The sequence below is a fragment of the Thiothrix fructosivorans genome, assembly GCF_017349355.1.
Taxonomy (GTDB): domain Bacteria; phylum Pseudomonadota; class Gammaproteobacteria; order Thiotrichales; family Thiotrichaceae; genus Thiothrix; species Thiothrix fructosivorans.
The window spans coordinates 412,780-437,212 of the sequence record NZ_JAFMPM010000005.1; the positions used below are offsets into that span (position 1 = coordinate 412,780).

At 53.3% G+C, this 24,433-nt stretch carries 20 protein-coding genes; 13 read left to right on the forward strand and 7 right to left on the reverse strand.

What is annotated here, in order from left to right; all coding sequences use genetic code 11:
- Positions 1-20: 20 nt before the first annotated feature.
- Positions 21-818, forward strand: a complete 798-nt coding sequence (locus J1836_RS03040; RefSeq protein ID WP_242632675.1) for a formylglycine-generating enzyme family protein — start codon at positions 21-23, stop codon at positions 816-818.
- 339 nt (positions 819-1,157) lie between these two features.
- Here J1836_RS03040 and J1836_RS03045 read toward each other — a convergent pair whose 3' ends face one another.
- Positions 1,158-1,607 (reverse strand): REP-associated tyrosine transposase, encoded by a 450-nt coding sequence (locus J1836_RS03045; protein WP_207249402.1) that lies wholly within the window; start codon positions 1,605-1,607, stop codon positions 1,158-1,160.
- An 80-nt stretch (positions 1,608-1,687) separates the two neighbouring features.
- Here J1836_RS03045 and J1836_RS03050 point away from each other — a divergent pair, with 80 nt between their 5' ends.
- The gene (locus J1836_RS03050) at positions 1,688-1,828 is read left to right on the forward strand and encodes a hypothetical protein (protein WP_207249403.1); all 141 of its coding nucleotides are present in this window, start codon (positions 1,688-1,690) and stop codon (positions 1,826-1,828) included.
- A gap of 100 nt (positions 1,829-1,928) precedes the next feature.
- A complete protein-coding gene (locus J1836_RS03055) occupies positions 1,929-6,110 on the forward strand; it encodes a hypothetical protein (RefSeq protein WP_207249404.1) in 4,182 nt (1,393 codons plus the stop codon).
- On the opposite strand, the gene J1836_RS03060 is transcribed toward J1836_RS03055, so the two are convergent.
- Both J1836_RS03060 and J1836_RS03065 read right to left on the reverse strand, forming a co-directional pair.
- Entirely contained in the window at positions 6,042-7,220 is a 1,179-nt protein-coding gene (locus tag J1836_RS03060; protein WP_207249405.1) for a glutathionylspermidine synthase family protein, read from the reverse strand. The genes J1836_RS03055 and J1836_RS03060 overlap by 69 nt on opposite strands.
- Positions 7,221-7,223: 3 nt before the next feature.
- Positions 7,224-7,883 (reverse strand): Cj0371 family chemotaxis-regulating polar lipoprotein, encoded by a 660-nt coding sequence (locus J1836_RS03065; RefSeq protein WP_207249406.1) that lies wholly within the window; start codon positions 7,881-7,883, stop codon positions 7,224-7,226.
- Between the two features lie 112 nt (positions 7,884-7,995).
- Between J1836_RS03065 and J1836_RS03070 the strand changes: the two genes are divergently transcribed.
- From J1836_RS03070 to J1836_RS03080, 3 genes are all read left to right on the forward strand, one after another.
- On the forward strand, positions 7,996-8,460 hold the full coding sequence (locus J1836_RS03070; RefSeq protein ID WP_207249407.1) for a helix-hairpin-helix domain-containing protein: 465 nt from the start codon (positions 7,996-7,998) through the stop codon (positions 8,458-8,460).
- A gap of 63 nt (positions 8,461-8,523) precedes the next feature.
- A complete protein-coding gene (gene galE, locus J1836_RS03075; RefSeq protein ID WP_207249408.1) occupies positions 8,524-9,555 on the forward strand; it encodes a UDP-glucose 4-epimerase GalE in 1,032 nt (343 codons plus the stop codon).
- Between the two features lie 186 nt (positions 9,556-9,741).
- Positions 9,742-10,425: a polysaccharide biosynthesis/export family protein gene (locus J1836_RS03080; RefSeq protein ID WP_207249409.1), complete on the forward strand. Its 684-nt coding sequence runs from the start codon at positions 9,742-9,744 to the stop codon at positions 10,423-10,425.
- A gap of 73 nt (positions 10,426-10,498) precedes the next feature.
- On the opposite strand, the gene J1836_RS03085 is transcribed toward J1836_RS03080, so the two are convergent.
- Genes J1836_RS03085 through J1836_RS03095 form a run of 3 tightly spaced genes read right to left on the reverse strand, consistent with a single transcriptional unit; the run spans position 10,499 to position 13,863 of the window.
- The gene (locus tag J1836_RS03085; protein WP_207249410.1) at positions 10,499-10,999 is read right to left on the reverse strand and encodes a DUF3465 domain-containing protein; all 501 of its coding nucleotides are present in this window, start codon (positions 10,997-10,999) and stop codon (positions 10,499-10,501) included.
- A 19-nt stretch (positions 11,000-11,018) separates the two neighbouring features.
- The gene (locus J1836_RS03090; protein ID WP_207249655.1) at positions 11,019-12,362 is read right to left on the reverse strand and encodes a GTP-binding protein; all 1,344 of its coding nucleotides are present in this window, start codon (positions 12,360-12,362) and stop codon (positions 11,019-11,021) included.
- A 7-nt stretch (positions 12,363-12,369) separates the two neighbouring features.
- Complete coding sequence (locus tag J1836_RS03095; protein WP_207249411.1) at positions 12,370-13,863, reverse strand: GTPase; 1,494 nt, start codon at positions 13,861-13,863, stop codon at positions 12,370-12,372.
- Positions 13,864-13,952: 89 nt separating this feature from the next.
- Here J1836_RS03095 and potA point away from each other — a divergent pair, with 89 nt between their 5' ends.
- Genes potA through J1836_RS03115 form a run of 4 tightly spaced genes read left to right on the forward strand, consistent with a single transcriptional unit; the run spans position 13,953 to position 17,709 of the window.
- On the forward strand, positions 13,953-15,062 hold the full coding sequence (gene potA / locus J1836_RS03100; protein ID WP_207249412.1) for a spermidine/putrescine ABC transporter ATP-binding protein PotA: 1,110 nt from the start codon (positions 13,953-13,955) through the stop codon (positions 15,060-15,062).
- Entirely contained in the window at positions 15,059-15,925 is an 867-nt protein-coding gene (gene potB, locus J1836_RS03105) for a spermidine/putrescine ABC transporter permease PotB (RefSeq protein ID WP_207249413.1), read from the forward strand. Before potA ends, potB begins: the two co-directional genes overlap by 4 nt.
- On the forward strand, positions 15,909-16,685 hold the full coding sequence (gene potC, locus J1836_RS03110; protein WP_207249414.1) for a spermidine/putrescine ABC transporter permease PotC: 777 nt from the start codon (positions 15,909-15,911) through the stop codon (positions 16,683-16,685). The genes potB and potC overlap by 17 nt, the downstream gene beginning before the upstream one ends.
- Entirely contained in the window at positions 16,678-17,709 is a 1,032-nt protein-coding gene (locus J1836_RS03115; protein ID WP_207249415.1) for an extracellular solute-binding protein, read from the forward strand. Before potC ends, J1836_RS03115 begins: the two co-directional genes overlap by 8 nt.
- Before the next feature lie 36 nt (positions 17,710-17,745).
- Here the strand turns inward: J1836_RS03115 and rnt are convergent, their stop codons facing one another.
- Positions 17,746-18,387 carry a ribonuclease T gene (rnt, locus tag J1836_RS03120; protein WP_207249416.1) on the reverse strand — a complete coding sequence of 214 codons (642 nt, stop codon included), beginning with the start codon at positions 18,385-18,387 and terminating at the stop codon, positions 17,746-17,748.
- Positions 18,388-18,595: 208 nt separating this feature from the next.
- Here rnt and aceE point away from each other — a divergent pair, with 208 nt between their 5' ends.
- Genes aceE through lpdA form a run of 3 tightly spaced genes read left to right on the forward strand, consistent with a single transcriptional unit; the run spans position 18,596 to position 24,365 of the window.
- A complete protein-coding gene (aceE, locus tag J1836_RS03125; RefSeq protein ID WP_207249417.1) occupies positions 18,596-21,253 on the forward strand; it encodes a pyruvate dehydrogenase (acetyl-transferring), homodimeric type in 2,658 nt (885 codons plus the stop codon).
- An 8-nt stretch (positions 21,254-21,261) separates the two neighbouring features.
- Entirely contained in the window at positions 21,262-22,590 is a 1,329-nt protein-coding gene (aceF, locus tag J1836_RS03130) for a dihydrolipoyllysine-residue acetyltransferase (RefSeq protein ID WP_372447662.1), read from the forward strand.
- A complete protein-coding gene (lpdA, locus tag J1836_RS03135; protein ID WP_207249419.1) occupies positions 22,587-24,365 on the forward strand; it encodes a dihydrolipoyl dehydrogenase in 1,779 nt (592 codons plus the stop codon). The genes aceF and lpdA overlap by 4 nt, the downstream gene beginning before the upstream one ends.
- The last annotated feature ends 68 nt before the right edge of the window (positions 24,366-24,433 follow it).

Below are 24,433 nucleotides of genomic sequence, written 5' to 3' on the forward strand. Positions count from 1 at the left end.
CCTACGAAAGAATAGATGTTATGACCCGTAACCACCTCTCCCCACCCACCTTCCCCTACGCTTGGGCATCCGACTGGGGCGAAGACCGCTACGGCCTGTGGCAAGCCTTCACCTACAAAGACGTGCGCCACGCCTTCCGCTGGATACAGCCAGGCAAATTTGACATGGGTTCACCCGAAACCGAAGAAGGTCGCGATAACGATGAAGACTTACACCACGTTACCCTAAAACAAGGTTTCTGGCTCGCTGAAACCACTGTCACTCAAGCCCTGTGGGAAGCCGTCACGGGAGGCGAGAACTCTAGCCACTTCAAAGGCAAAAACCGCCCAGTCGAAAAAGTAAGCTGGCACGACATCCAAACTTTCCTCACCCAACTCAACCAGCTTCACCCCGATTTAAACGCCCGTCTACCATGGGAAGCCGAATGGGAATATGCCTGCCGTGCCGGAACCCAAACTCCGTTCCACTTTGGCGGCAAGGATGATTTGAGTCTGGAAAGAGTGAACTATTCGGGTGAGTGGGATAAGTGGAGTGACAAGGGCGAAACCAAGGAAGTTAAAACCTACCCCTGCAATGCTTGGGGCTTATACGAAATGCACGGTAACGTCTGGGAATGGTGTCAGGATGTATGGCAAGAAAAATTACCGGCTTCGCCGGTTATAGACCCGGAGGGTATCGCCGGAGGCGATAAGGCGGGCGTTTTGCGCGTCGTTCGCGGCGGTTCGTGGGCCGCCACGGCAGGAGCGTGCGTTCTGCCTTCCGTGGCAGGGGCGATCCCGCTTACCGTGACTACGACATGGGCTTCCGGCTTGCCCTAGGTCTTGAGCTACAGCCAGCCCAGCAGGGCGGCGGAGCCGCAGGGCGCGGTGCGCCCCAAGCGAAGAAGTAAGCGCACGGCTCTGACGCGGGCAGGCGTGGCGGGACGCCGCGACAGACCGTGACAGTGCCGGGAGCGGGCAATGCTCTTGTAGGTCGGGCTTCAGCCCGACAATTGGTATGGATGCGTATGGTATGGATAAGGGATGTCGGGCTGAAGCCCGACCTACGGGGTGGATGCCGTTGTAGGTTGGGCTTCAGCCCGACATCTTCAAAAATGCGGCATGATTAACAATGCACGATTGTGATTGTCGGGCTGAAGCCCGACCTACGTGTGGTTGCTAGCACCAAATGGAGTCCCAATGTGGGTAATCTCCAATATGCTTTACCAACCCTGCACGCAATGGATTCGCAACGATGTAACGGGCAATTTGAAGACCGTCATCTTCTGTACGCAAAGCACGATCAAAAAAGCCGGGTTGCCAGAAACGACCTGCATGGTTGAGATGCTGATCCAACTGTCGGGCAGTGCCGCCTTTTAGACGACGCATGGTTTCGGATAACCCCGTATTACCTTCCAGCCGTAACAAGGCATGAAAGTGGTCGGGCATTACTACCCATGCCAGCCATTTTACGTTGAGTTCCCGTTCAAGTTTTGGCAAATGGCTCACCAGCATCCGCGCTGCTGTAAAATCTTCAAATACAGGGTAACGTTCATGCACTACCGTTGTGACGAAATATTCTTGTGATGGCGAGCTATAGCGGCCTTTACGTAATTCGTTGTAACTCAAACTGATTTTTCTGCTAGTAGAACCAATCGCAAAATCCTACCCGATTCTCTTGTAGGTCGGACTTTAGTCCGACAATTGGTATGGATGCGTATGGTATGGATGCGTATGGTATGGATGCGTATGGTATGGATGCGTATGGTATGGATGCGTATGGTATGGATAAGGGATGTCGGGCTGAAGCCCGACCTACGGGAGGGGGAGGTATGTGGCGTATGTTGTAGGTCGGGCTTCAGCCCGACATTTCTCAAAATAATGCATAGTGGTGAAACTACCTTGATCTAGGTATAGTTAAGTCTAATAAAAAAATCCAAAGGCACTGCCATGTTACCTTTTCTGCGCCTCTTATCCCTCTGGCTATTCCTGCTCACCGCAGCATACGCCAACCCCTTGCCCACCGATCAAGTCCCCGAACCCCTCAAACCGTGGGTAGGCTGGGTACTCGATGGTCACAAAGACCTAGCCTGCCCCTACCTCTACAACGCCGAAGAGCGTCAATGCGCTTGGCCGGGGCGCTTAGATTTGCAACTCACCGCCACAGGCGGCACGTTTACCCAACACTGGGAAGTCTACGGTGAAACCCAACTTCGCCTCCCCGGTGATGCGCAACATTGGCCGCAAAACGTCCACCGTGCCGACAACACCCCGCTCGTCGTCACCACGCAAGACGGCTACCCCAGCATCACCCTCGCCGCAGGCAGCCACGACATCAGCGGGCAATTCGTCTGGGACAAACTCCCCGAAGCCCTGTTCGTCGCACCCGCCACGGGTTTGGTGCAATTAAGCGTCAACGGCACAGTCATCGCCACCCCCGAATTCAACGCCGCTGGCAGCTTATGGTTAAGCCGTTCCCCGCAAGCCGCCAGCGAAGACGGTCTAGAAGTGCAAGTTTTCCGCAAAGTGCTCGATTCACACCCGCTCGAAGTCACCACCACCATCCAGCTCCGTGTCGCAGGCAAGCAACGTCAAGCCGAACTTGCCCCCGTCTTGCTGGACAGTTTCATCCCGCTGCACCTCGACAGCCCGCTGCCCACGCGCATGGGTCAAGACGGCAAGCTGCAAGTGCAACTGCGCCCCGGCGAATGGACGCTGAAACTCACTGGACGCGCTCCCGCCACTATCACCGCCTTAACGTTGCCTGCCAGCGCCGCGCCGTGGCCTAGCGAAGAAGTCTGGGTATTTGAAGCTGATGCCACCATGCGCCAAGTGCAAGTCGAAGGCGTGAATAGCGTTGACCCCAGCCAAACGCGCTTGCCGGAAGAATGGGCAAGCCTGCCCGCTTACCTCATGACCACTGACAGCAAAATGACCTTGGCAGAACAACATCGCGGCATGGCAGACAGCCCCGCACAACTCAGCTTGAGCCGCCAACTCTGGCTGGATTTCGACGGTAACGGCTACACCCTGCAAGACAATCTCTCCGGCACATTAGCGCAACAATCCCGCTTGGAAGTGTCGCCCGACATACGTTTGGGTCGCGTCAGCATCGGCGGTCAGCCGCAACTGATCACGCAACAAACAGAAGGCACAGCGGATGGTGTGGAAGTACGTCAACGTACCCTCAACCTCGAAGCCGACAGTCGTTACACCGCTGCACGTTCCAGCCCGCCCGTGAGCGGTTGGCAGCAAGAATTGCAGCAAGTCACCACCACCTTGCACCTGCCGCCCGGTTGGTTGCTGTTTGCCGCGAGTGGCACGGATAACTTACCGCTGACATGGTTGCAACAATGGAGCTTGCTGGATTTGTTTCTGGTGCTGTTGATCACTGTGGCAACGGGGTATTTGTACGGCTGGCAATGGGGTGCGGTCGCCGGTGTCGCCTTGCTATTAACGTGGCATCAAAGTGACGCGCCGCAATTTATCTGGCTGAATTTGCTGGTAGTCACTGCATTGTTGCGCTCAATTCCGACGGGGGCGATGCAACGTTGGTTGGCGCGTTACCGCTGGCTGAGTTTGCTGGTGCTGGTGTTGATCGTATTGCCGTACACCATCGACACGGTACGCAATGCGCTGTATCCGCAATTGCAAGGCAACGGCGGGCATGTTGGTTTTGAACAAACGGCGGTAGCGGCTAAACCTGCCGCCCCAGAAGCAGCGATGGATATGATGGCTGAACAAGCCGCGCCTGCTGCCGAAGCCCCTATGCCTGTGCCTGCTCCCGCCCCGATGATGAAATCAAGCGGCAATTATATTGAAGATAAAGCCGGTGGTGCAGACAGTAGCCTAGCCGCACTCGGTTCTTATGCATCGTCGCGCAATGCCAAGCAGCAAGCCAATTTGCGCGAAATCGACCCCAATAGCATGATCCAAACCGGCCCCGGCTTACCGACGTGGAACTGGCAGCAAGTCTCCTTGCAATGGTCGGGCGTGATTCAGCCGGATGAACGCATGGGGCTGTGGTTGATTGCGCCGCTGGTGCATTCCTTGCTGAAAGTGCTGGGTGTGTTGGTGCTGCTGGTGTTAGCCGCCCGTTTAGCTTTGCCCGCAGGCAAATTCGCAGCGGTATTGCAAGCTGCTCGCCATCCACAGCAGTGGTTGCATACGGCACTACTGCTGGTTGTTGTGCCGTGGGTGTTAGCATTGCCGCAACCTGCGTTCGCGGAAACACCGCCGCCGCCGGATGCCGCATTGTTGCAAACGCTTGAGGAACGCTTGTTACGTGCGCCGGACTGTTTGCCCGACTGTGCGCAAATCGAGCAGATGAACCTGACGCTGGGGAATGAAGGTTTAACGATTCGCCTGCGTATCCATGCCGCGACGGCGCTGGCTGTGCCTGTGCCGAGCAGCCAAAGTACGTGGTTGCCGCAAACCGTGTTGGTTGATAATGCCCCCACGCAAGCCTTGCGCCGCGATGCCGAACAGCAATTGTGGGTGGTATTAGCGCAAGGGGCGCACGACGTGGTATTGCAAGGCAGCTTGCCTACCCGCAACAGCCTTGCATTGCCGTTGCCTTTGAAACCGCGTCACGTCACATGGAGCGGGGAAGGCTGGCAAGTAGACGGTATCCGCGACAACGGTGTGCCCGAAGAACAGTTGCAACTGAATCGCACCACGACGGCAGCGTCGGATGCTACTTTGCAAGACATGCCCACCTTGCCCGCGTTTGTGAAAATCGAACGGCGCTTGGATTTGGGGCTGGATTGGTATGTCACCACCACGATCCGCCGTGTGTCGGACAGCGCTGCGCCGATCAGTTTGGCGATTCCTTTGCTCAAGGGCGAACAGCCGCTGAGTGAGCAATTCACCATCAAAGACAATGCGCTGCAAATCAATCTCAAGCCACAGCAAGCCAGCGTGGAATGGACATCGCGTTTGCCACAAACCGACACCTTCACCCTCACTGCCAGCAATAACAGCGCGTGGTTGGAAGAATGGCGCGTGGCGGCAAGCCCCGTGTGGCACGTTGTTGCGACCGGTTTGCCAGTGAATGCTTACGAAGAAGCCGATGCGCAAGGCACATTGCTGTGGAAACCGTGGGCAGGTGAAACCTTGACGCTGGCGGTCAACCGTCCGCAAGGGGTGGCAGGGCAGACCGTGACCTTGCTCGCCAGCCAAATGCAGGTGGACGTGGGCAAACGCGCTCGTGATGTGACCTTGCGGTTGAATTTGCACAGCAGCCGTGGTTCGCAACACAGCATCCGTTTGCCGGAAGGCACGGTATTGCAAAGCCTCACCATTGATGGCACGAAGCAAGCGATTCAACAACAGCAAAACACGGTGCTGTTGCCGCTCTTGCCCAAAAAACAGGAAGCCGTGTTGGAATGGCAGGAAGCAGGCGCGTTACCGTTGCATTATACGTTCCCTGCGGTGGATTTGGGTTTACCGAGTGTGAATGCTGAAGCCCATTTAACCGTGCCGCAAGACCGTTGGGTATTGTGGGCGCACGGGCCGTTGTTAGGGCCTGCGGTGTTGTTCTGGGGCGTGTTGGTGGTGCTGCTGGTCTTGGCGGTTTTGCTGGGGCGTTCGGGGATTACGCCGTTGAAAAGCTGGCAGTGGTTCTTGCTGGGAGTCGGTTTGAGCCAAAGTTCCTCGCTGTTGATGGTGCTGATGGCGTTCTGGCTGATAGCACTGGCGCTGCGTGGCAAGTTGGCGGTGGAAACTTGGCAACGTCCGCGTTGGCAGTTTAATGCGATGCAAGGTGGCTTGGCGTTTTTGACGCTGATTGCCTTGGCAACCTTAATCGGGGCAGTGGCAAAAGGCTTGCTAGGTTCGCCGGATATGCAAATCGTCGGCAATGGCTCGTGGGGTCAGCAATTGCAATGGTATCAAGACCGAGTGGCAGGCGAATTGCCGCAACCGGGGGCGATCAGTGTGCCGATTTGGTATTACCGCTTGCTGATGTTGGCGTGGGCATTGTGGCTGGCAATGGCATTGCTGGGCTGGTTGCGCTGGGGGTGGACTGCCATCAACCACGGCGGGCTGTGGCAGTCGCAGCCGTCACACGACCCGATGCGCGACAAACTTACTGAGGTTGTCGAGCACGTCGCCACCCCGCCGGAAGCCTAATCCACAGCCTTCCCACGCAAAGAAGACGCCTGCCTGATAGCTGCGCCCTTGCGCATCTTGCGGGTAGGCGGCGAAGGCTTGGTAAATGGTGCGGTAGCGGTCGTATTCGCCAGCCATTTGCGTGAGGATATTGCCCGCTGCGTCGTAAATCACGGTATTTTCGCCTTCCCGCCCGAACATCTTTTTCGCGACCTGCTTTTTACCGTGCAGCATGGCGGTACGGGTTTCCAGCAAATACGGCGAATCGGGGAATAAGTCGTAGAGCACTTTTAGGATGCCCTTGCTTTGGAACAGCAGGGTATATGCCGGATTGAGAATCACGGTGGCAGTATGACGGGTAATGTCATCCAGAATGCCGTTGATGCCGTCGGTTTGCAGGGCAATATCTTCCCACGGGTAGAGCTTGAACCAGTAGTCGAAGCGCGTGCCAGCGGGGTTGAAAATGCCTGCCTGTTCTAAAAAGCCCACTTCATCCATGTAGCAAAAATCGGTTTGGAAGCCTGCATCCGTTGCCATTTGCTGCAAAAAGCGCACGGTACGCTCATCTTCCGGCTGGTCGCGAATGCTGGAGAATAGGATATTCTGATAGTTGTAAAACTCACCAAACCGTGCGGGGTCTGCCTCGCCCGTCACCAAACGGCGGAAATTATTGATAATGCTTTCGTAAACCGAGTTGAATTGCGCTGCTTCGTCCATGTGGTTGGCTTTGAGCAATGCCCATTGCACGATGGCGGTTTCAAACAAACTGGTCGGAGTATCCGCGTTGAATTCGATCAGTTTGATGGGCAAGCCATCGACACCGCCTGCGAAATCAAAGCGCCCGTACAAGTGGCGGTGATCGTTATCCCAACTGCGTTTGATGTGATCCGCGAGGTTGAAGGGGATGTCTAACTCCAGAAATAAATCATGGTCGATGACGTGCTGCGCAGCGGCGATGAACATGTCGTAGAGCGTGTTGGCGGCTTCGTAATACGCCTCTACTTCGCTCTCGGTGACGTGGACAATTTCATCGGCGACGTAAGGCTGACCGTCGGGATCGGTGTGCCATGTCATGCCGACTTCTTCCATCAATGCGGGGCTGATGGGTTGTACTTTTTCTAGCTTTATCATGGTTTAACCGCCTAATGAGCTGCTGGAAGAGGGGCTGGCGCTACTGCCTGTGCTGCTACTGCTTTTGTTGCCAAAGAAGCCGGATTTGGGTTGCTGTGTTTGGTTCGGATTGACAGCGCGGGTATCCGTGCCGCCAGTGGCAGGGCGGCTGATGCTGCTTTGCGCCCGGCTGGCTTGTTGTTGCTGATGTTGTTGGTAGTTGGCATTGCCCATCAGTTTGTTGGCAATCATGCCGCCGATCAGTGCGCCTGCTGCGGAGGCGAGGATGGTTTCGCCTAAGCTCAAACCCTGATTGGTGGCGACGGGCTGGGTTAGATTGGACGTGCCATCTTCGACCTTTTTGGCTTCCGCTTCCGCCATTTTTTTCAATTCGGCTTCGGTGAGGATGCGTTCATTGCCGTTCAGGTCTTTGAGGATGGCGCGGGTTTCGCTTGCCGGATATTTTTCCTTTAGCTCAAAGGTGTCGGGGTTTGCGCTAGTTTGCTGGATGACCATGAACATGCCCTCACCCTTGGCTGCTTCGGAAATCGTGCCTGCGCTGGGTTTTTCCGGCGGTAGCGGGGGTTGGTCGCTGCCGCAGCCTTGCAAACTAGCGAGGATAGTCAAGCCAAGGCTGCCGACCATTGAGTAGGAAACGATGGATTTGATGTAAGGTTTGCTCATGTGGGGGGTCTCGTGCCGATTGTCTGGAAAAGCTGTGGATTGTGCAGTTTACCGCGATAATTAACGGGTGCACACACAAACCCTAACAATAAAATTTCAACGAGAGTTAGTCATGAAAAAAATGATTTTTGCCGCATCTATCGTCTTTTCCCTGTTCGCGTCTTCTGCTGTTCTGGCGGAAACCATCAATATCAATACAGCGGATGCAGCAACACTGGATACGTTGGACGGTATCGGTGAGAAAAAAGCCGAAGCAATCGTGGCTTACCGCACTGAACACGGTGAATTTAAAGCACTGGAAGATCTGAAAGAAGTGCCGGGTATTGGTGATAAAATGTTCGATAAAATCAAAGCAGATATTGCTCTGACCAATGCAAGTGCACCTGCTACTGCTAAAGCAGAAACCGCTGAGAAAGCCCCAGAGATGGCTGCCGCCCAAACAGAAGTTAAAACAGAAGCCAAAACTGAGGCAAAGGCTGATGTGAAAGCCGACACAAAAACGGACGAAAAAGCCGAAGCAACCCCTAAAACTGACAAAGTATCGACGAATACCATCAATAAAGAGCATAAGTCTTAAGCAACTTTGTTATCTTATGGCAGGTGCAGCAGCCGTTGCACCTGTCAATAAAAGAGGGCGAACATGCAAACTATTCCTTGTATTTTGGTAACGGGCGGTGCGGGTTACATCGGTTCTCACACGTGTGTTGAACTGTTGGCGGCGGGCTTTCAGGTCATCGTGTTGGATAATCTGTGCAATAGCTCGCCGGAATCGTTGCGCCGCGTTGCCAACATTGCCGGTGTCTCCCACATTCCCTTTTACGAAGGGGATATTCGTGATGCCGCCATGCTGGATCGCATTTTTAGCGAACAGCAGATTGACAGCGTGATTCATTTTGCTGGTTTGAAAGCAGTGGGTGAATCGGTCGAAAAGCCGCTGGAATACTACGATAACAACGTGGCAGGCACGGTATCGCTGCTACAAGCGATGCAGCGTCACAGTGTGAAAAACATTGTATTTAGCTCGTCTGCAACGGTATACGGCGACCCGCATACCACGCCGATTCAAGAGCATTTTCCGTTGTCAGCAACGAATCCTTATGGGCGTTCCAAGCTAATGATTGAGGAGATGTTAGGCGATTTGTATAAAGCGGATGCTACTTGGCAAATCGCGTTACTGCGTTATTTCAACCCCGTTGGCGCACACGCGAGCGGTAGTATTGGTGAAGATCCTCAAGGCGTACCCAATAACCTTATGCCTTACATTGCGCGAGTGGCGGTTGGGCAATACCCGCACTTATCGGTGTTTGGGGGCGATTACCCAACACATGATGGCACGGGTGTGCGGGATTACATCCACGTCGTGGATTTAGCCAAAGGGCATGTGAAAGCCTTGCAAGCGTTTTTGCGTGGCGATGTGCCTAACCTGTTAGTGGTGAATTTAGGCACAGGGCAAGGCTATTCGGTATTGGATATGGTCAAAGCCTTCGCAGCAGCCAGTGGCAATGACGTGCCGTATCAAATCGTGGCACGGCGGGCGGGTGATATTGCCTGTTGTTATGCAGACCCTGCACGGGCAGAAACCTTATTGCACTGGACAGCGGAGAAGACATTGATGGAGATGTGTCAAGATACGTGGCACTGGCAGAAGCAGAATCCACGGGGGTATAATTGAAACTTGTATCCGATAAGGGCTGATGGCGAGTGTTAATGTGGTCTATAGTCCTATTGTCTGTGGATTGAATGCGTTTAATCCGTGCGGTGTCGCAAGCCTAACACGGGGCATCTACTATCCGATACAAAGCAAGGCTAACCCCTTAACCCCTCAAAATTGTTAAAAATACTATCAGGGAGATTCCCAATGAAAATGACTTGGAAATTGTTATTGCCACTGCTGGCGTCATTAAGCATGACGGCTTGTTCTAATAACGTACCACAACATTCTGCCTTACCGGGTTCAACAGTCAGTGCTGAATCGGCTAGTTTACCGACAGGGACATCTGGGAGTGATCGTATCGCGCCGCAAGATTTGCTGGAAATTGATGTTTTCAAAGTCCCGGATTTGTCCAAAGAAGTGCGTGTGGATGACAACGGCAATATTACGTTGGCACTGATCGGTACGGTACATGCACAAGGTATGTCGGCAAGCCAATTGGAAAAGCAAATTGCGACACGTCTGGAAAAAGATTACATGCACAACCCACAAGTGAATGTGCTGGTGAAAGAATCCACGGGTAGCAAAATTACCGTATCCGGTGCCGTGAATAAGCCGGGTGTGTATGCCTTGGCGGGTGATACCACGCTGACGCAAGCGATTGCGCAAGCAGAAGGTTTGAGCCGTTTAGCCATCAAGGATAACGTGACCGTTTTCCGTAACAACAAGCCTTACACGGTGCGTTTGGAAGACGTGAACATGGGGCGCGTCGCTGACCCTGTAGTGATCGCTGGCGATAAGATTCAAGTACACACCTCCGCAACCAAAGAAGCGGTACAAGATTACGGCGGTGTAGGTGGTTTGTTATCACCGTTCGGTTTACTGCGTTAAGTACTACGTTCCTATTCGCACGGGCAAGTGTGACACTTTAGGCGGCTTAATTTAGCCGCCTTTTTGTTGTCTGTTATTCGTAACGTTTGCCTGCGAGTTCGATCCAACCGCCTTTGCGCCCTTTCGGATCATGGTGTGTCCAATGCAGCACGCCACCGCGATTATTCCACACGTATTCCCCGCTGATGGTGACGTTTTGCCCTGTTTGCACGGGGACGCGTTGCGCCAGATCAATGTTATGCGCGACCAGCAAGGTGGTATCAGCGGATAATTCCACGAGGAAACGTTGGTGGGCGCTGCCTTCGGTATCATCTTTGAGAACTTTGACAATACTGCCTTGTACGGTTGTCCAGAATTTTGCATCGGGGTCATTTTTGGCACGGCGAATTTTGTCGATGGCGGTACGGTAATCGCTACTGCTGGCAGCGGCAGTGTTACGCGTGGTTTCTGTGGCAACCGCTGGCGACGGTCGGTTGCTGGCTGGTTTGTCGTTGGGTTGTTGAAAATATTGGTAAACCACCAATACGCCAGCACTGGCTAGCATGACTAGCCCTTTAATAAGTTTTTGCTGCATGGAATGCGCCCTTGCCCCCTCAGTGTTTACTATCAACGACCGGATCGTTTTTAACGGTGTTGTGCAAGTAGGAAATGATTTCCTCACGCGCTTCGGTTAGCACAGAATCACGATCCAGCGAGTCCAAAATGCGTTCCACAGTCAGTTTGGGGCCTGCGTCACCCCACGATTTGCCGTTAGCAAGCCACTCTTCCGCGACTCGCCCGACGACGAGAGTGCTGTACCAAGCGACTGCGCCTTGTGCTGCGCCCGTAATCAGGGTGGAAATGCCCGCACTGCCTAGTTTAAGTGCGGACGATACCAGATGTACTGCCCATACTGTGCCCGCCAACAGCAACATTTGCCCTAAAATAGTACGGATCAGGTCACTGGCTTCGTTACGTGAAATGGGTAAGCCGTATAATTTTGAGAGGTGCACAATCATGGTGGCATCAATTGCGGCTGCCGCTAATAAATCGGCTACGGGAATAGGGTTGAATGCTACGGCGACCCCTTTACCAATGCAGTACAGACGGATGGTTTGTTCACCGAGTTCGCGTTTGATCGCAAGGATGCGCTGCCCGACTTCTTTACTGAGATGCCCTGCAAACAGTGAGGCATTGAGTGCCGACAGGGTTTTGCCTTCCGCTTCGATAATGTCCCATAAGCGTGTTTTGAGGGCGCTGATATTGATGGGACGTTCACGGATACTTTCGATTTCTTCGCCGTGTTCATCCACATAAATAATCGTTTGGCGGCTGGCTTGGGCGGTGGTAAAAATGAGATTTTCCGGTGCAATCATGCCTTGAGTGCGGTTGCGCAAGACGCTGCGTAATTGCTGCTGCTCTTTTTCAGTGTAACGATCCGCTTTATTGACCAGCAATAGGGTAGGGCGGTGTGAACCCGTGACGGTTTTGAGCGCTTGGAATTCCACATCGGTCAAATCGCCATCCACGACGAAGAGCACTAAATCGGCACGATTTGCGACCTCATGCGCCATCTTTTCGCGCGATTCGCCGTCGATTTCATTGATGCCGGGGGTGTCGATGAGGAATAAACCACCGTCGCTGTATTCTTGCCATTGCTGCATATTGACACTGCGGGTTTCACCGTGCAACACGCTGACACTGAACACGGTTTGCCCCAATAAAGCATTGAGCAGGGATGATTTGCCGACGCTGACACGCCCAAAGACAGCCACATGCAAATGCCCGTGCTCCAGCTTATCGAGCATTCCGCGCACTTGGGTGTAGTCATTGCGCAAGCTCTCGCGCACATCATCCGGGATACGGGAATCGTCCAGCAATTGGCGCAGGCTTTCGGTGGCAAGCTGTAAGTGCGTATCGCCGGTGTTTTGTGGCGGCGTTGCGACGACTTCGGGCATTTCTTCCTTACTTGCCCCGATACTGTTCAATAACCAATCTGGCAAATGTTTTTGTACGTTCTTCCAGATTTCCACTGAGCATCTCCTGAAATGTTGCTGCTGCGGTCGCTGCTTTGAGTGCGCCGCGTTGTTCGAGGGTGCGCACGACAGATTTACCGAGCGCATCAAAAATAAGCCCGTAGGCAACGGCATGAACCAAGCCACCTGCTACCGTGCCAATACCGGGGAAGGCTTTTAGACCATTACCCGCAACTGCTAGTAAGACAGGGACACTTTTTTGCAACTGCCCCTGACTAAAGTTGAGGAATTGGTCAATGTCGAGCTGGCTGACTGGGCTATCGTACAGTTTGCATAATTCTTGCACCATACGCGTGCCGATGACACCTTGCACCAAAAGGTCTGTACCGGGGCTGACTGAGGCAAGTGCGCCCAGTATGGCTTTGTGGGTGGAACTGCGCACGATTTTTTCGGCTTGGCTCTTACGGTAATCGTCGCGGGTGCTGTCGAGTTTTTCCTGTACCAGATGCATGACGCTGGTATCGCGTTGCTGGGAGAGCCATTCGAGCCTATTGTCGATTTCGGTTTGTAAGTGCGAGGTGAGGCTGGCAACGTCCATTTTGCGGGGGCGTTGCACGGTTTCTTCGCGCCCGTCGGGGTAGACGCGCACAATTTCTTCTGTGCCACCGGATTGAATGAACAACACATCCGGCGTGATGCTGTTAGGCAGTGCGCTGAAACGGCTGCGGATGCGGTGTGCGAGTTGCGTCTGTTCTTCTGGCGTGTATTGGTCGCGCTTGTTAATGGCAATCAGCAGCGGTTTGCCAAACGCCGCCAGTTCCAGCAAATCTTGGTATTGGCTGCGGCTGAGATCGGAATCGGTGACGTACACCACGATTTGGGCGCGAATCGCTTCATCACGCGCCGCCGCGTCGAGTGTGCCTTCGGCTTCGTTACGCCCCGGCAGGTCGGTCAGCATCAGGTGGTCGCCGGAGATGGTTTGCCATGTGTATTCGCGGATTTCACGGGTTGAACCGCCGCGCAAATTGATTTCTACCCCAGCGCTCGGCAGCAAAGCTTTGATAATCGACGATTTACCCGTGCTGACATCGCCGAAAAATGCAATGTGGACTTGTCCGGCTGCTTTACGTTCGTGCAAGCGTTCGATTTCGATTTCCAAGGGGGTGGTATCCATACCTGCCTCCTTGATCTGCGCGATTTCTTGGGTGACATTCGCCTCGGTGACGGGTTTGTTGACCGTGCGTTTTATCGCGCTGGTGCTGCTGCCACCGGTGACCAGTTTGTAGATAATCCAGCCACTGAACCCCACGACAACGACGATCACGGTGCTGTAGCTGTAAAACACCCAATGGGGGAGCAATAGCAGCCTGTCCCACAAGTCGAGGAAACTTTTAGTGGCAAAAAACAGGAATAGCAGGAACAGCAGTGTCATTAATAACATGCCGCCTGCCATCAGCCAGCGTAAGCGTCGGGTAATTTTCATGGTAGATCGAGTTCTTCTATTTCCTTAGGTGGACGGTGCTATTATCCATTGAATGAGTCCGCGTGGGAAATATAATACAGGAGTAATGCTTGAACCGACTACCCATCCTCACCCTGAGCCATATCAGCAAACGTTTTGCGGCGCAGGAAGTACTCTCCGATTTTCATCTCACGATCAATGACGGCGAATTTTTCACAATTTTGGGCCCTTCTGGCTGCGGTAAAACCACGGTATTGCGTTTGATCGCAGGGTTTGAGCAACCGAATGAAGGAAAAATCTTGCTGAATGGCGAGGATATTGCCGGAATTCCTGCGGAAAAACGCCCCGTGAATACCGTTTTCCAAAGTTACGCGCTGTTTCCGCACCTGAGCGTGTTCGACAACGTGGCGTTTGGGCTGAAAATGGCGGAGGTGGATGCGCAGAATATCGCGGTACGGGTCGCGGATGCGTTGGCGATTGTGCGTTTGTCGGATTTTGCCACGCGTAAACCGCATCAGCTTTCCGGCGGGCAAAAGCAACGGGTAGCGATTGCGCGTGCCGTGGTAAATCGCCCAAAAATTCTATTGTTAGATGAATCACTTAGTGCACTTGATCACAAGCTCCGCCAACAAATGCAGTTGGAGTTGAAGCAATTGCAACGCCAATTGGGGATTACCTTCGTCTACGTGACCCACGACCAGGAAGAAGCGCTGTCGATGTCTGACCGGATTCTGGTCATGCACAACGGGCAGGCGCAGCAAGTCGGCACACCTCGCGAAATTTACGAAGCGCCGCGTAATTTGTTCGTGGCGCAATTCATCGGCGAAATCAATGTGTTCGACGGCGAAATTACTCGTGCATTGGGCGAATATCAGTACCAAGCCATGATTAACGGCGTGGAACGCGACATTCGCTGTGATCACCGTTTTGCCGCTGGTGATAGGGTGCATGTGATGTTACGCCCCGAAGATTTGCGCATTGATTGCCGTCCGAATGTATTGGAACGCAAAGGTTTTCCCGGCGTTGTGTTGGAGCGCAATTACACCGGACAAACCTTGAACTCACATATTCGGCTGGAAAACGGGCAGGCGGTGACGGTACACGAATTTTTTGACGAAGATGACCCCGATTTCGATTACAGCATTAACCAAAAAGTGGGCGTGGATTGGGTGCCGGGTTGGGAGCATGTGATCCCTGCGGAAAGGTCGGGTCAAGCATGAAAGTGCTGAATTTTCGCCGCGTCGCGATTGTACTGACGCTGGTGTGGCTGGGGCTGTTTGTGCTCGTGCCGCACGTCTTAGTGGTGCTGACCAGTGTGATGTCACCCGACCCGCAACATCTGGCGGTGTGGCCTGTGACCTTGGCTTCATGGGAACGTTTGTTTGAACCCGTCTATGCGGAAGTGTTTTGGCGCAGTTTGTGGTTGTCGACGCTGACCACGGCCATTTGCTTGGTGTTGGGGTATCCGTTTGCGTACATTGTCGCTAAATTGCCGGGGGTGTGGCGCGGTGTGCTGCTATTTTTGATGATTGTGCCGTTTTGGACGAATAGCCTGATTCGGACTTACGCGATTAAGCTGATTCTGGGCAATAAGGGGCTGGTGAATGCCGCGTTGCTGGGGGCAGGTTTGGTGGATGAGCCGCTGCAATTGTTGTATACGCCGTTTGCGGTGGTGTTTGGGCTGGTGTATGTGTTGTTGCCGTTTATGGTGCTGCCGTTGGTGTCGAGCTTTGATAAGTTGGATGGTACGTTGTTGGAGGCGGCGCGGGATTTGGGTGCAGCGTTCTGGGCGCGGTTCCGACTGATTATTGTGCCGCTGACCATGCCGGGGATTATTGCGGGGAGTTTAATGGTGTTTTTGCCTGCGATGGGGATGTTTTACGTCGCCGATTTGCTGGGCGGGGCGAAGAATTTGCTGCTGGGGAATATTATTAAAAACCAGTTTCTGGTGGTGCGCGATTGGCCGTTTGGCGCGGCGTTTAGCGTGGCATTGATTGTGATCATGGCGGGGTTGTTGTGGTTGTATTTCTTGGCGAATCAGCGGATTAATCGACAAGGGGGGCTGGATGATGAAGGTCTTTAAGTGGAGTTTTATCGCCGCCATCTTCGCTTACCTCTACCTGCCCATTGGCATTTTGGTGATCAATTCCTTCAACGCCTCCAAATACGGCTACGAATGGAAAGGCTTCACCTTGGAATGGTACGCCAAGCTCTGGGAAAATGAGGCGCTCACGCAAGCCTTTCTCAATTCGCTGCTCATCGCGAGTCTTGCTGCGACCGCTGCCACAATCATCGGCACGTTAATGGCGTTAGCCTTGCACCGCTACCGTTTCCCGCTGAAAGCTACCGCGAGTAGCTTGCTGTTTATCGTGATGATGTCACCCGACATTGTGCTGGCAATCACGTTCCTCATTATTTTTATCGCGCTGGGTATCCAACTGGGTTTTTGGTCGTTGCTGATTGCGCACATCACTTTTTGCCTACCGTTCGTGGTCATTACGGTGTATGCGCAACTGAAAGGGTTCGACAAATACTTGTTGGAAGCGGCGCAAGATTTGGGGGCAAGCGAAAGTCGTATTTTCCGCCTGATTATTTTGCCCTTGGTGTTTCCGGCGATTGTGGCAGGCTGGTTATTGAGCTTTACCCTGTCGCTTGATGATGTAATTATCAGTTCGTTTGTGACTGGCTCTAGCTTCGAAATTCTGCCGATTCGGGTATTTTCAATGGTTAAAGTCGGGGTATCGCCTGAAGTGAATGTGTTGGCAACGCTGTTGCTGGCGATTTCGCTGCTGTTGGTGACGTTTTCAACTTTGTTGCTCAGGAAAAAATACACTCATGACTAAAACTGCTCGCTTTGCCGCCTTGCTGTTGCTGGCATCCAGTGCCTTGCACGCCGAAGAAAAACTCGTGGTATACAATTGGGCACAATACATCCCCGAAAGTGCGGTGACAGATTTTGAGAAAGAAACCGGCATCGACGTTGAATATTCCACCTACGAAAACAACGAAGTCATGTACGCCAAGGTCAAATTGCAACAGGGCAAGGGCTACGATGTGATCGTGCCTTCGGCGTATTTGGTGTCGAAAATGCGTCAGGAAGGTTTGCTGCAAAAAATCGACAAAACCAAACTCACCAACCTAAAAAATCTCTCAGCAGACTTGCTAGATAAGCCCTACGACCCCGGCAATGATTACAGCATTCCCTATTTGTGGGGTAGCACTGGCATTGGCGTGAATGCTAAAGAAATCGACCCCAGCACGATCACGTCATGGGCAGATTTGTGGGATGAAAAGTGGCAAGGCAAGCTGTTGTTGACCGATGATGTGCGCGAAGTTTTCCACATGGCGCTGAAAAAAAACGGCTTTTCTACCAATACCACCAACCCTGACGAAATTAAAATCGCTTACGAAGATCTGCAAAAACTCATGCCGAACGTGTTGGTATTCAATGCTGATGCGCCGCGTGAACCGTTCATGGCGGGCGATGTCGACCTCGGCATGATTTGGAGCGGGGAAGTGACGATGGCACAGCAAGAAAACCCGGATATTAAGTACATTTTCCCCAAAGAAGGCGCGGGATTCTGGGTGGACAGCTTCACCATCCCGACGGGTGCGAGCAACGTGGCTAACGCGCACAAATTCATCGACTACATGCTACGCCCCGAAGTTGGGCAAAAAGTGGTGGAAGAGTTGGGTTACAGCACACCGAATACCGCTGCACAAGCCTTGTTAAGTGAAACGTTGCGCAATAATCCGGTCATTTTCCCACCAGCGGATGTGATGAGCAAAGCCGAATTCCAAAACGATGTCGGTGACGCAACGAAGATTTACGATGGGTATTGGGAAAAGCTGAAGACGGGCAAATAAAGGGTAGGGGGATGGGCGGTTCGTGAACCGCCCCTACTAATTCTCGATGGCTTTAAACGCGGCATCCAGTGTTTGCCATGTATTCACGAAATGGCAAAATAAATCTGCTGTCTTTTCAGCATCATACACGGCTGAATGTGCGGAATCCGCATCCCAACCCATGCCTGCTGCTTGTGCCAGCCGTGCTAAGACCGTTTGCCCATACATTACCGCCCCTAACGACACCGTATCCAACGTACTAAACGGGTGGAAGGGATTACGAGTGGCTTTGATGCGTTCAGCACCTGCATTGATAAAGTTTAAATCGAACGGCGCGTTATGCCCGACCAGAATGGCGCGGTTGCAGCGGTTGATTTTCACTTCTTTACGGATCACTTTGAAGCATTCTTCCAGCGCTTTTGGCTCTGGCACTGCCATGCGCAAGGGGCTAAACGGCTTGATGCCATTCACTTCGAGCGATTTGGGATCCATATTGGCATTGGGGAAGGGTTCAATGTGCCAACTGAAGGTGCGGTGGCGCGAAAGCTCACCTTTTTCGTCGATGCGCAGCACTACGGCTGCCACTTCGAGCAACGCATCCTTGCGGCAATCAAAGCCACCCGTTTCCACATCGACTACCACAGGGAGAAAGCCACGGAAACGTCCGGCGAGTGGGATTATATCTATATCATCTGTCATAGCGAGAGCTTAACGGAACTGATAGAAAATGCCTACAAAAGATTTCAAAAATTATTTGATATTTTTAAGTAAATGAAAAATAAGTATTTATTTTTACGAATAACTTTTTCTTCAAAATATTCGGTGGCTATGTTATTGTTTCTGTCCATCTGGACTGCTGCTGTCATGGTGTACGCCAGATTTACCGCTGGAAGCAAGAGGATTAAGAATGAATAAGTCGCTGCAAGATATTGATTTACAAGAAACTAAAGAATGGATTGATTCACTTGAAGCAGTCATCGAGTCAGAAGGTCTAGAACGCGCTCATTTCCTATTGGAAGAGCTGATTGCCACCGCCCGTCAGAACGGTGCGAACCTGCCATACTCCGCCAATACCGCTTACATCAATACTATCCCCCCGCATTTAGAACAGCACACACCGGGCAATCGCACCATCGAATCGCGCTTGCGTTCCTATATTCGCTGGAATGCGGCAGCAATGGTAGTACGTGCCAACCGCGAAAGTCCCGAATTGGGTGGGCATATTGCTACCTTCGCTTCGGCTGCTACGCTGTATGACGTGGGCATGAACCATTTCTGGCACGCGCCTTCCCCGCAACACGGCGGCGACTTGCTGTATATCCAAGGTCATGCCGCCCCGGGGATGTATGCGCGTTCCTTCCTCGAAGGACGCTTTACCGAAGCCGATCTGGATAATTTTCGTCAGGAAGTCGATGGCGGTGGTTTATCCTCTTACCCGCACCCGTGGTTGATGCCGGATTATTGGCAGTTCCCCACGGTTTCAATGGGTTTGGGACCGATCAAGTCGATCTACCAAGCACGTTTCATGAAATACTTGCAACACCGCAAGCTAGCTGAAACCGCTAACCGTAAGGTGTGGGCATTCGTCGGTGATGGCGAAACCGATGAGCCGGAAACGCTCGGCGCAATTTCCCTCGGTGGGCGTGAAAAACTCGACAACCTCGTGTGGGTGGTCAACTGCAACCTGCAACGCCTCGATGGTCCAGTGCGTGGCAATGGCAAAATCGTGCAAGAACTCGAAGCGGTGTTCCGTGGCGCAGGCTGGAACGTTATCAAAGTCATGTGGGGATCTTACTGGGATCCACTGCTCGCGATGGACAAGGATGGCTTGCTCAAACAGCGCATGATGGAAGCGGTCGACGGCGAATACCAGAATTACAAATCCAAAGACGGTAAATTCGTGCGCGAACACTTCTTCGGCAAATACCCTGAGCTGAAAGAAATGGTCGCGAAAATGAGCGATGCAGACATCTGGCGTTTGAACCGTGGTGGTCACGATCCGCACAAGGTTTACGCTGCTTACCACGCTGCCGTGAACCACACGGGGCAACCGACTGTCATCTTGGCACATACTGTGAAAGGCTACGGTATGGGCGCAGCAGGTGAAGGTCAAAACCGTACCCACTCACAGAAAAAGCTGAGTGGCGAAGAAATGATTGCCTACAAAAACCGCTTCAATATCCCGCTGAATGATGAAGATGCGGCAGCCGCCAAATACTACCGCCCTGATCCGAATGGCGAAGAAATGCAGTACTTGCTGGAACACCGCAAAGCACTGGGCGGTTTCTTGCCGCAACGTCAAACGCACGCAACCCCGCTGAAAGTGCCGGATATTTCGATTTTCCAACCGTTACTTGAAAGCACGGGCGACCGCGAAATGTCCACCACGATGGTCTTCGTGCGCTTGCTGACCTTGTTGGCGCGTGACAAGAACATGGGCAAAAACGTCGTGCCTATCGTACCGGACGAGGCGCGTACTTTCGGTATGGAAGGCATGTTCCGCCAGATGGGGATTTATTCCTCGGTCGGGCAATTGTACGAACCGCAAGATAAAGATCAGGTCATGTTCTACAAAGAGGACAAGACCGGGCAAATTCTGGAAGAAGGCATCAACGAAGCGGGCGCGTTTTCGTCATGGATTGCAGCAGCAACGGCGTATAGCACCCACGGTGTGAACATGGTGCCGTTTTACATTTACTACTCCATGTTTGGTTTCCAACGCATTGGTGACTTGGCTTGGGCGGCGGGCGATTGCCGCGCACGCGGCTTCCTGATTGGTGGCACGGCGGGGCGTACCACGCTGGCGGGTGAAGGCTTGCAGCATCAGGATGGGCATGGCTTGATTCAGGCGGGTTTGATTCCGAACTGCTTGTCTTACGACCCAACCTTCTCCTACGAACTCGCGGTTATTATCCAGAATGGTCTGAAGCGCATGTATCAGGATCAGGAGGATGTGTACTACTACATCACCGCAATGAACGAAAACTATACGCATCCTGCGATGCCAGCCGGTTGCGAAGACGGCATTGTCAAAGGCATGTACTTGTTCAGCGGTGGTGGCAAAAAGCGTAAAAAAGTGCAACTGATGGGGTCAGGCACGATCTTGCGCGAAGTGATTGCGGCTGCGGAATTGCTCGACCGGGAATGGGGCGTGGATGCGAATGTGTGGAGCGTCACCAGTTTCAACGAAATTGCCCGCGAAGCGCGTGATTGTGACCGCTGGAATATGCTGCACCCGCTGGAAGATGCGAAAGTGCCGTATGTGACGCAAGCCTTGAAAGGGCAACGTGGCCCCGCGATTGCCGCCACCGACTACATCCGCCAATACCCTGACCAAATCCGTGCATGGCTGCCGATGCCGTTCACCGTGCTGGGGACAGACGGTTTTGGGCGTAGCGATACCCGTGCGCAATTGCGTAAACACTTCGAGGTAAACCGTCATTACATCGTGATTGCTGCACTAAAAGCGTTGGTGGATGATAAATCCCTGCCAGCCGCTGATCTGGTGAAAGCGATGGAAAAATACGGCATCAACCCTGAAAAACCTAACCCACGTCTGGCATAAGGAGCGCGATCATGGCAATCCAAGCAGTTTTAGTGCCAGACATTGGCAGCTTTAAAGATGTTGAAATCATTGAAGTACTGGTGAACGTTGGCGATACCATCGCCGTTGAAGACTCGTTGATCACGATTGAATCCGACAAATCGTCGATGGAAATACCATCGCCAGTGGCGGGGGTGATTAAAGAACTGAAGGTGAAGGTGGGGGATCGGATTTCGGAAGGGAGTTTGGTGGTGATGATGGAGGTTGGGGATGCGGTCGCTGGCGCGGCTGTTGCTCCGCAAGCCCCCCCATCCCAGCCTTCCCCCGCAAGGGGGGAAGGGGCGAAGATAGCCTCCGAACCTAAGTCAGTTGTTGCACCCGTCTTGTCCCCTTCACCCCTTGCGGGGGAAGGGTTAGGGAAGGGGGGTTCTTCTCCTGACTTCAGCAAAGCCTACGCCACCCCGTCCGTGCGCAAGTTTGCCCGCGAACTCGGTGCTGACCTCAACAAGGTCAAAGGCTCAGGCCGCAAAGGACGTATTACCCAAGATGACGTGAAAGCGTACATCAAGGATGTGATGAGCTTTGGCGGGATGCCATCAGCGGCAGCTTCCGGCAATACGCTTGGCGTTGCGCCAATGCCGGACATCGACTTCAGCCAATGGGGTGCAATCGAAACCGTGCCGTTGTCGCGCATCAATAAGCTGACCGGAGAATTCTTGCACCGCAACTGGGTACACATTCCGCATGTGACGCAGTTTGATCAAGCGGATATCACCGATCTGGAAGCCTTCCGCAAGCAGTTGAATGAGGAAAATGCCAAGTCGGGAATGAAAATTACCCCGCTGGTATTCATTATGAAAGCGGTAGTGGCAGGGTTGAAGGCTTACCCACGTTTCAATTCCTCGCTGGATGCGAAGGGTGAAAACCTGATCCGTAAAAGCTACTACAACATCGGGGTGGCGGTGGATACACCGGATGGCTTGGTCGTGCCGGTATTCCGTGATGTGGACAAAAAGTCGATCATGCAATTGTCCGAAGAGCTGAAAGAAATGTCGGCGAAGGCGCGTGATAAGAAGCTGAAACCGGCGGATATGCAGGGCGGTTGCTTCTCGATTTCCAGCCTTGGCGGGATTGGCGGCACGAAATTTACCCCGATTGTGAATGCGCCAGAAGTGGCTATTTTGGGCGTATCCAAGTCCGACATGCAGCCCATTTGGAACGGTAAGGAATTTGCGCCGCGCTTGATGTTGCCGCTGTCGTTGTCGTATGACCATCGCGTGATTGATGGCGCAGATGGCGCACGTTTCACCACTTACCTTGCCAAAATGCTGGGTGATATTCGGAGGTTGCTGGTATGAGCAAGATTATCGAAGTCAAAGTCCCTGACATTGGCAGCTTCAAAGACGTTGAAATCATTGAAGTGTTGGTAGATGCTGGTTTCCAGATTGAGGCGGAAGATTCGTTGATTACGATTGAGTCTGATAAGTCGTCGATGGAAATTCCTAGCCCTGTCGCTGGCACGATTAAGCAGATGTTGGTGAAGGTGGGTGATCGGGTGTCGGAAGGGTCGGCGTTGCTGATGTTGGAGGTGGTAGAGGCGGAAGAATCCCCCCCATCCCAGCCTTCCCCCGCAGGGGGGGAAGGAGGAAGAGGCGCTCCGTCCACTTCTTCTGTCTTGTCCCCTTCACCCCTTGCGGGGGAAGGGTTAGGGATGGGGGGTTCTTCAATTGAAACCGAACTCGTCGTCCTAGGTTCTGGCCCCGGCGGTTACACCGCTGCGTTCCGTGCTGCTGATCTTGGCAAGAAAGTGGTGCTGATCGAGCGTTACCCCAACATTGGTGGCGTATGCCTCAACGTCGGCTGCATTCCGTCGAAGGCGTTGTTACACACAGCAGAAGTGATCAATGAGGCGAAAGAGTTTGCCAAGCATGGCGTGAAATTCGGCGAGCCGGACATCGACCTTGATGCCGTGCGAGCGCATAAAAGCGATGTGGTCGGCAAGTTGACCACGGGTCTGAAAGGCTTGGCGAAGCAACGTAAGGTGCAAATCGTGCAAGGCTACGGACGTTTCACTTCACCTAATACCATCGAAGTGGAAGCGGCGGATGGCAGCAAGCAAACGGTGAAGTTTGCGAATTGCATCATTGCCGCTGGTTCGCGGGTCACGAAATTGCCGTTTATTCCGTGGGACGATCCACGGGTGATGGATTCGACCGATGCGCTGGAATTGCCGGAAATCCCCAAGCGGATGCTGGTAGTTGGCGGCGGGATTATCGGGTTGGAAATGGCGACGGTTTACCATGCACTCGGTGCGAAAATTACCGTGGTGGAACTTTCACCCGGTCTGATGCCCGGTGCAGATCGTGACATTGTGAAGCCCTTGCACAACCAGATTAAGGGGATGTACGAGAACATCTACCTGAATACCAAAGTTACCGCAATTACGCCGACGGCAGAGGGTTTGGTGTGTGCGTTTGAGGGCAAAGGTGCGCCTGCGACGGATACGTTTGATCGGGTGTTGGTGGCAATTGGGCGTTCGCCGAATGGTGGGCTGATTGACGCGGGTAAGGCGGGTGTGTTTGCGGATACACGCGGCTTTATTCCGGTGGATAAGCAGATGCGTACCAATGTGCCGCACATTTTCGCGATTGGCGACATTGTGGGGCAGCCGATGCTGGCGCACAAAGCCACGCACGAGGGCAAGGTCGCGGCGGAGGTGATTGCGGGGCATAAAGCTTATTTCGATGCGAAAACCATTCCGTCAGTTGCCTACACCAGCCCGGAAGTGGCGTGGATGGGCAAGACTGAAGAGCAGTGCAAGGCGGAAGGGATTGCGTATGAAAAAGGCGCGTTCCCGTGGGCGGCGAGTGGGCGGGCGTTGTCGATGGATGCCAGCAACGGCATTACCAAGGTGCTGTTTGATAAGGCAACGGGGCAACTGATTGGCGCGGGCATTGCGGGCAAGAATGCCGGTGAGCTGATTGCCGAGGCGGTGCTGGCCTTGGAGATGGGGGCGGATGCGCATGACATGAGTTTGACGATACACCCGCATCCGACGCTTTCCGAGACGCTGAACTTTGCGGCGGAAGTGGCAGAGGGGACTTGCACGGATATTTACGCGCCGAAGAAATGATTTTTTGAGTTTGACTCCTCACGTAAGTGAGAAACCGGTTGGCGGCTCGCCTGAACAACGAGCCGCTT

Bases quoted from the DNA above. Each gene is read 5' to 3' on its own strand.
- J1836_RS03055 (WP_207249404.1), top strand. From the start codon at position 1,929: ATGTTACCTTTTCTGCGCCTCTTATCCCTCTGGCTATTCCTGCTCACC.
- J1836_RS03115 (WP_207249415.1), top strand. From the start codon at position 16,678: ATGACTAAAACTGCTCGCTTTGCCGCCTTGCTGTTGCTGGCATCCAGT.
- potC (WP_207249414.1), top strand. From the start codon at position 15,909: ATGATGAAGGTCTTTAAGTGGAGTTTTATCGCCGCCATCTTCGCTTAC.
- aceE (WP_207249417.1), top strand. From the start codon at position 18,596: ATGAATAAGTCGCTGCAAGATATTGATTTACAAGAAACTAAAGAATGG.
- J1836_RS03080 (WP_207249409.1), top strand. From the start codon at position 9,742: ATGAAAATGACTTGGAAATTGTTATTGCCACTGCTGGCGTCATTAAGC.
- galE (WP_207249408.1), top strand. From the start codon at position 8,524: ATGCAAACTATTCCTTGTATTTTGGTAACGGGCGGTGCGGGTTACATC.
- J1836_RS03065 (WP_207249406.1), bottom strand. From the start codon at position 7,883: ATGAGCAAACCTTACATCAAATCCATCGTTTCCTACTCAATGGTCGGC.
- rnt (WP_207249416.1), bottom strand. From the start codon at position 18,387: ATGACAGATGATATAGATATAATCCCACTCGCCGGACGTTTCCGTGGC.
- J1836_RS03090 (WP_207249655.1), bottom strand. From the start codon at position 12,362: ATGCCCGAAGTCGTCGCAACGCCGCCACAAAACACCGGCGATACGCAC.
- J1836_RS03060 (WP_207249405.1), bottom strand. From the start codon at position 7,220: ATGATAAAGCTAGAAAAAGTACAACCCATCAGCCCCGCATTGATGGAA.
- J1836_RS03070 (WP_207249407.1), top strand. From the start codon at position 7,996: ATGAAAAAAATGATTTTTGCCGCATCTATCGTCTTTTCCCTGTTCGCG.
- J1836_RS03040 (WP_242632675.1), top strand. From the start codon at position 21: ATGACCCGTAACCACCTCTCCCCACCCACCTTCCCCTACGCTTGGGCA.
- J1836_RS03050 (WP_207249403.1), top strand. From the start codon at position 1,688: ATGGATGCGTATGGTATGGATGCGTATGGTATGGATGCGTATGGTATG.
- potB (WP_207249413.1), top strand. From the start codon at position 15,059: ATGAAAGTGCTGAATTTTCGCCGCGTCGCGATTGTACTGACGCTGGTG.
- J1836_RS03095 (WP_207249411.1), bottom strand. From the start codon at position 13,863: ATGAAAATTACCCGACGCTTACGCTGGCTGATGGCAGGCGGCATGTTA.
- J1836_RS03085 (WP_207249410.1), bottom strand. From the start codon at position 10,999: ATGCAGCAAAAACTTATTAAAGGGCTAGTCATGCTAGCCAGTGCTGGC.
- lpdA (WP_207249419.1), top strand. From the start codon at position 22,587: ATGAGCAAGATTATCGAAGTCAAAGTCCCTGACATTGGCAGCTTCAAA.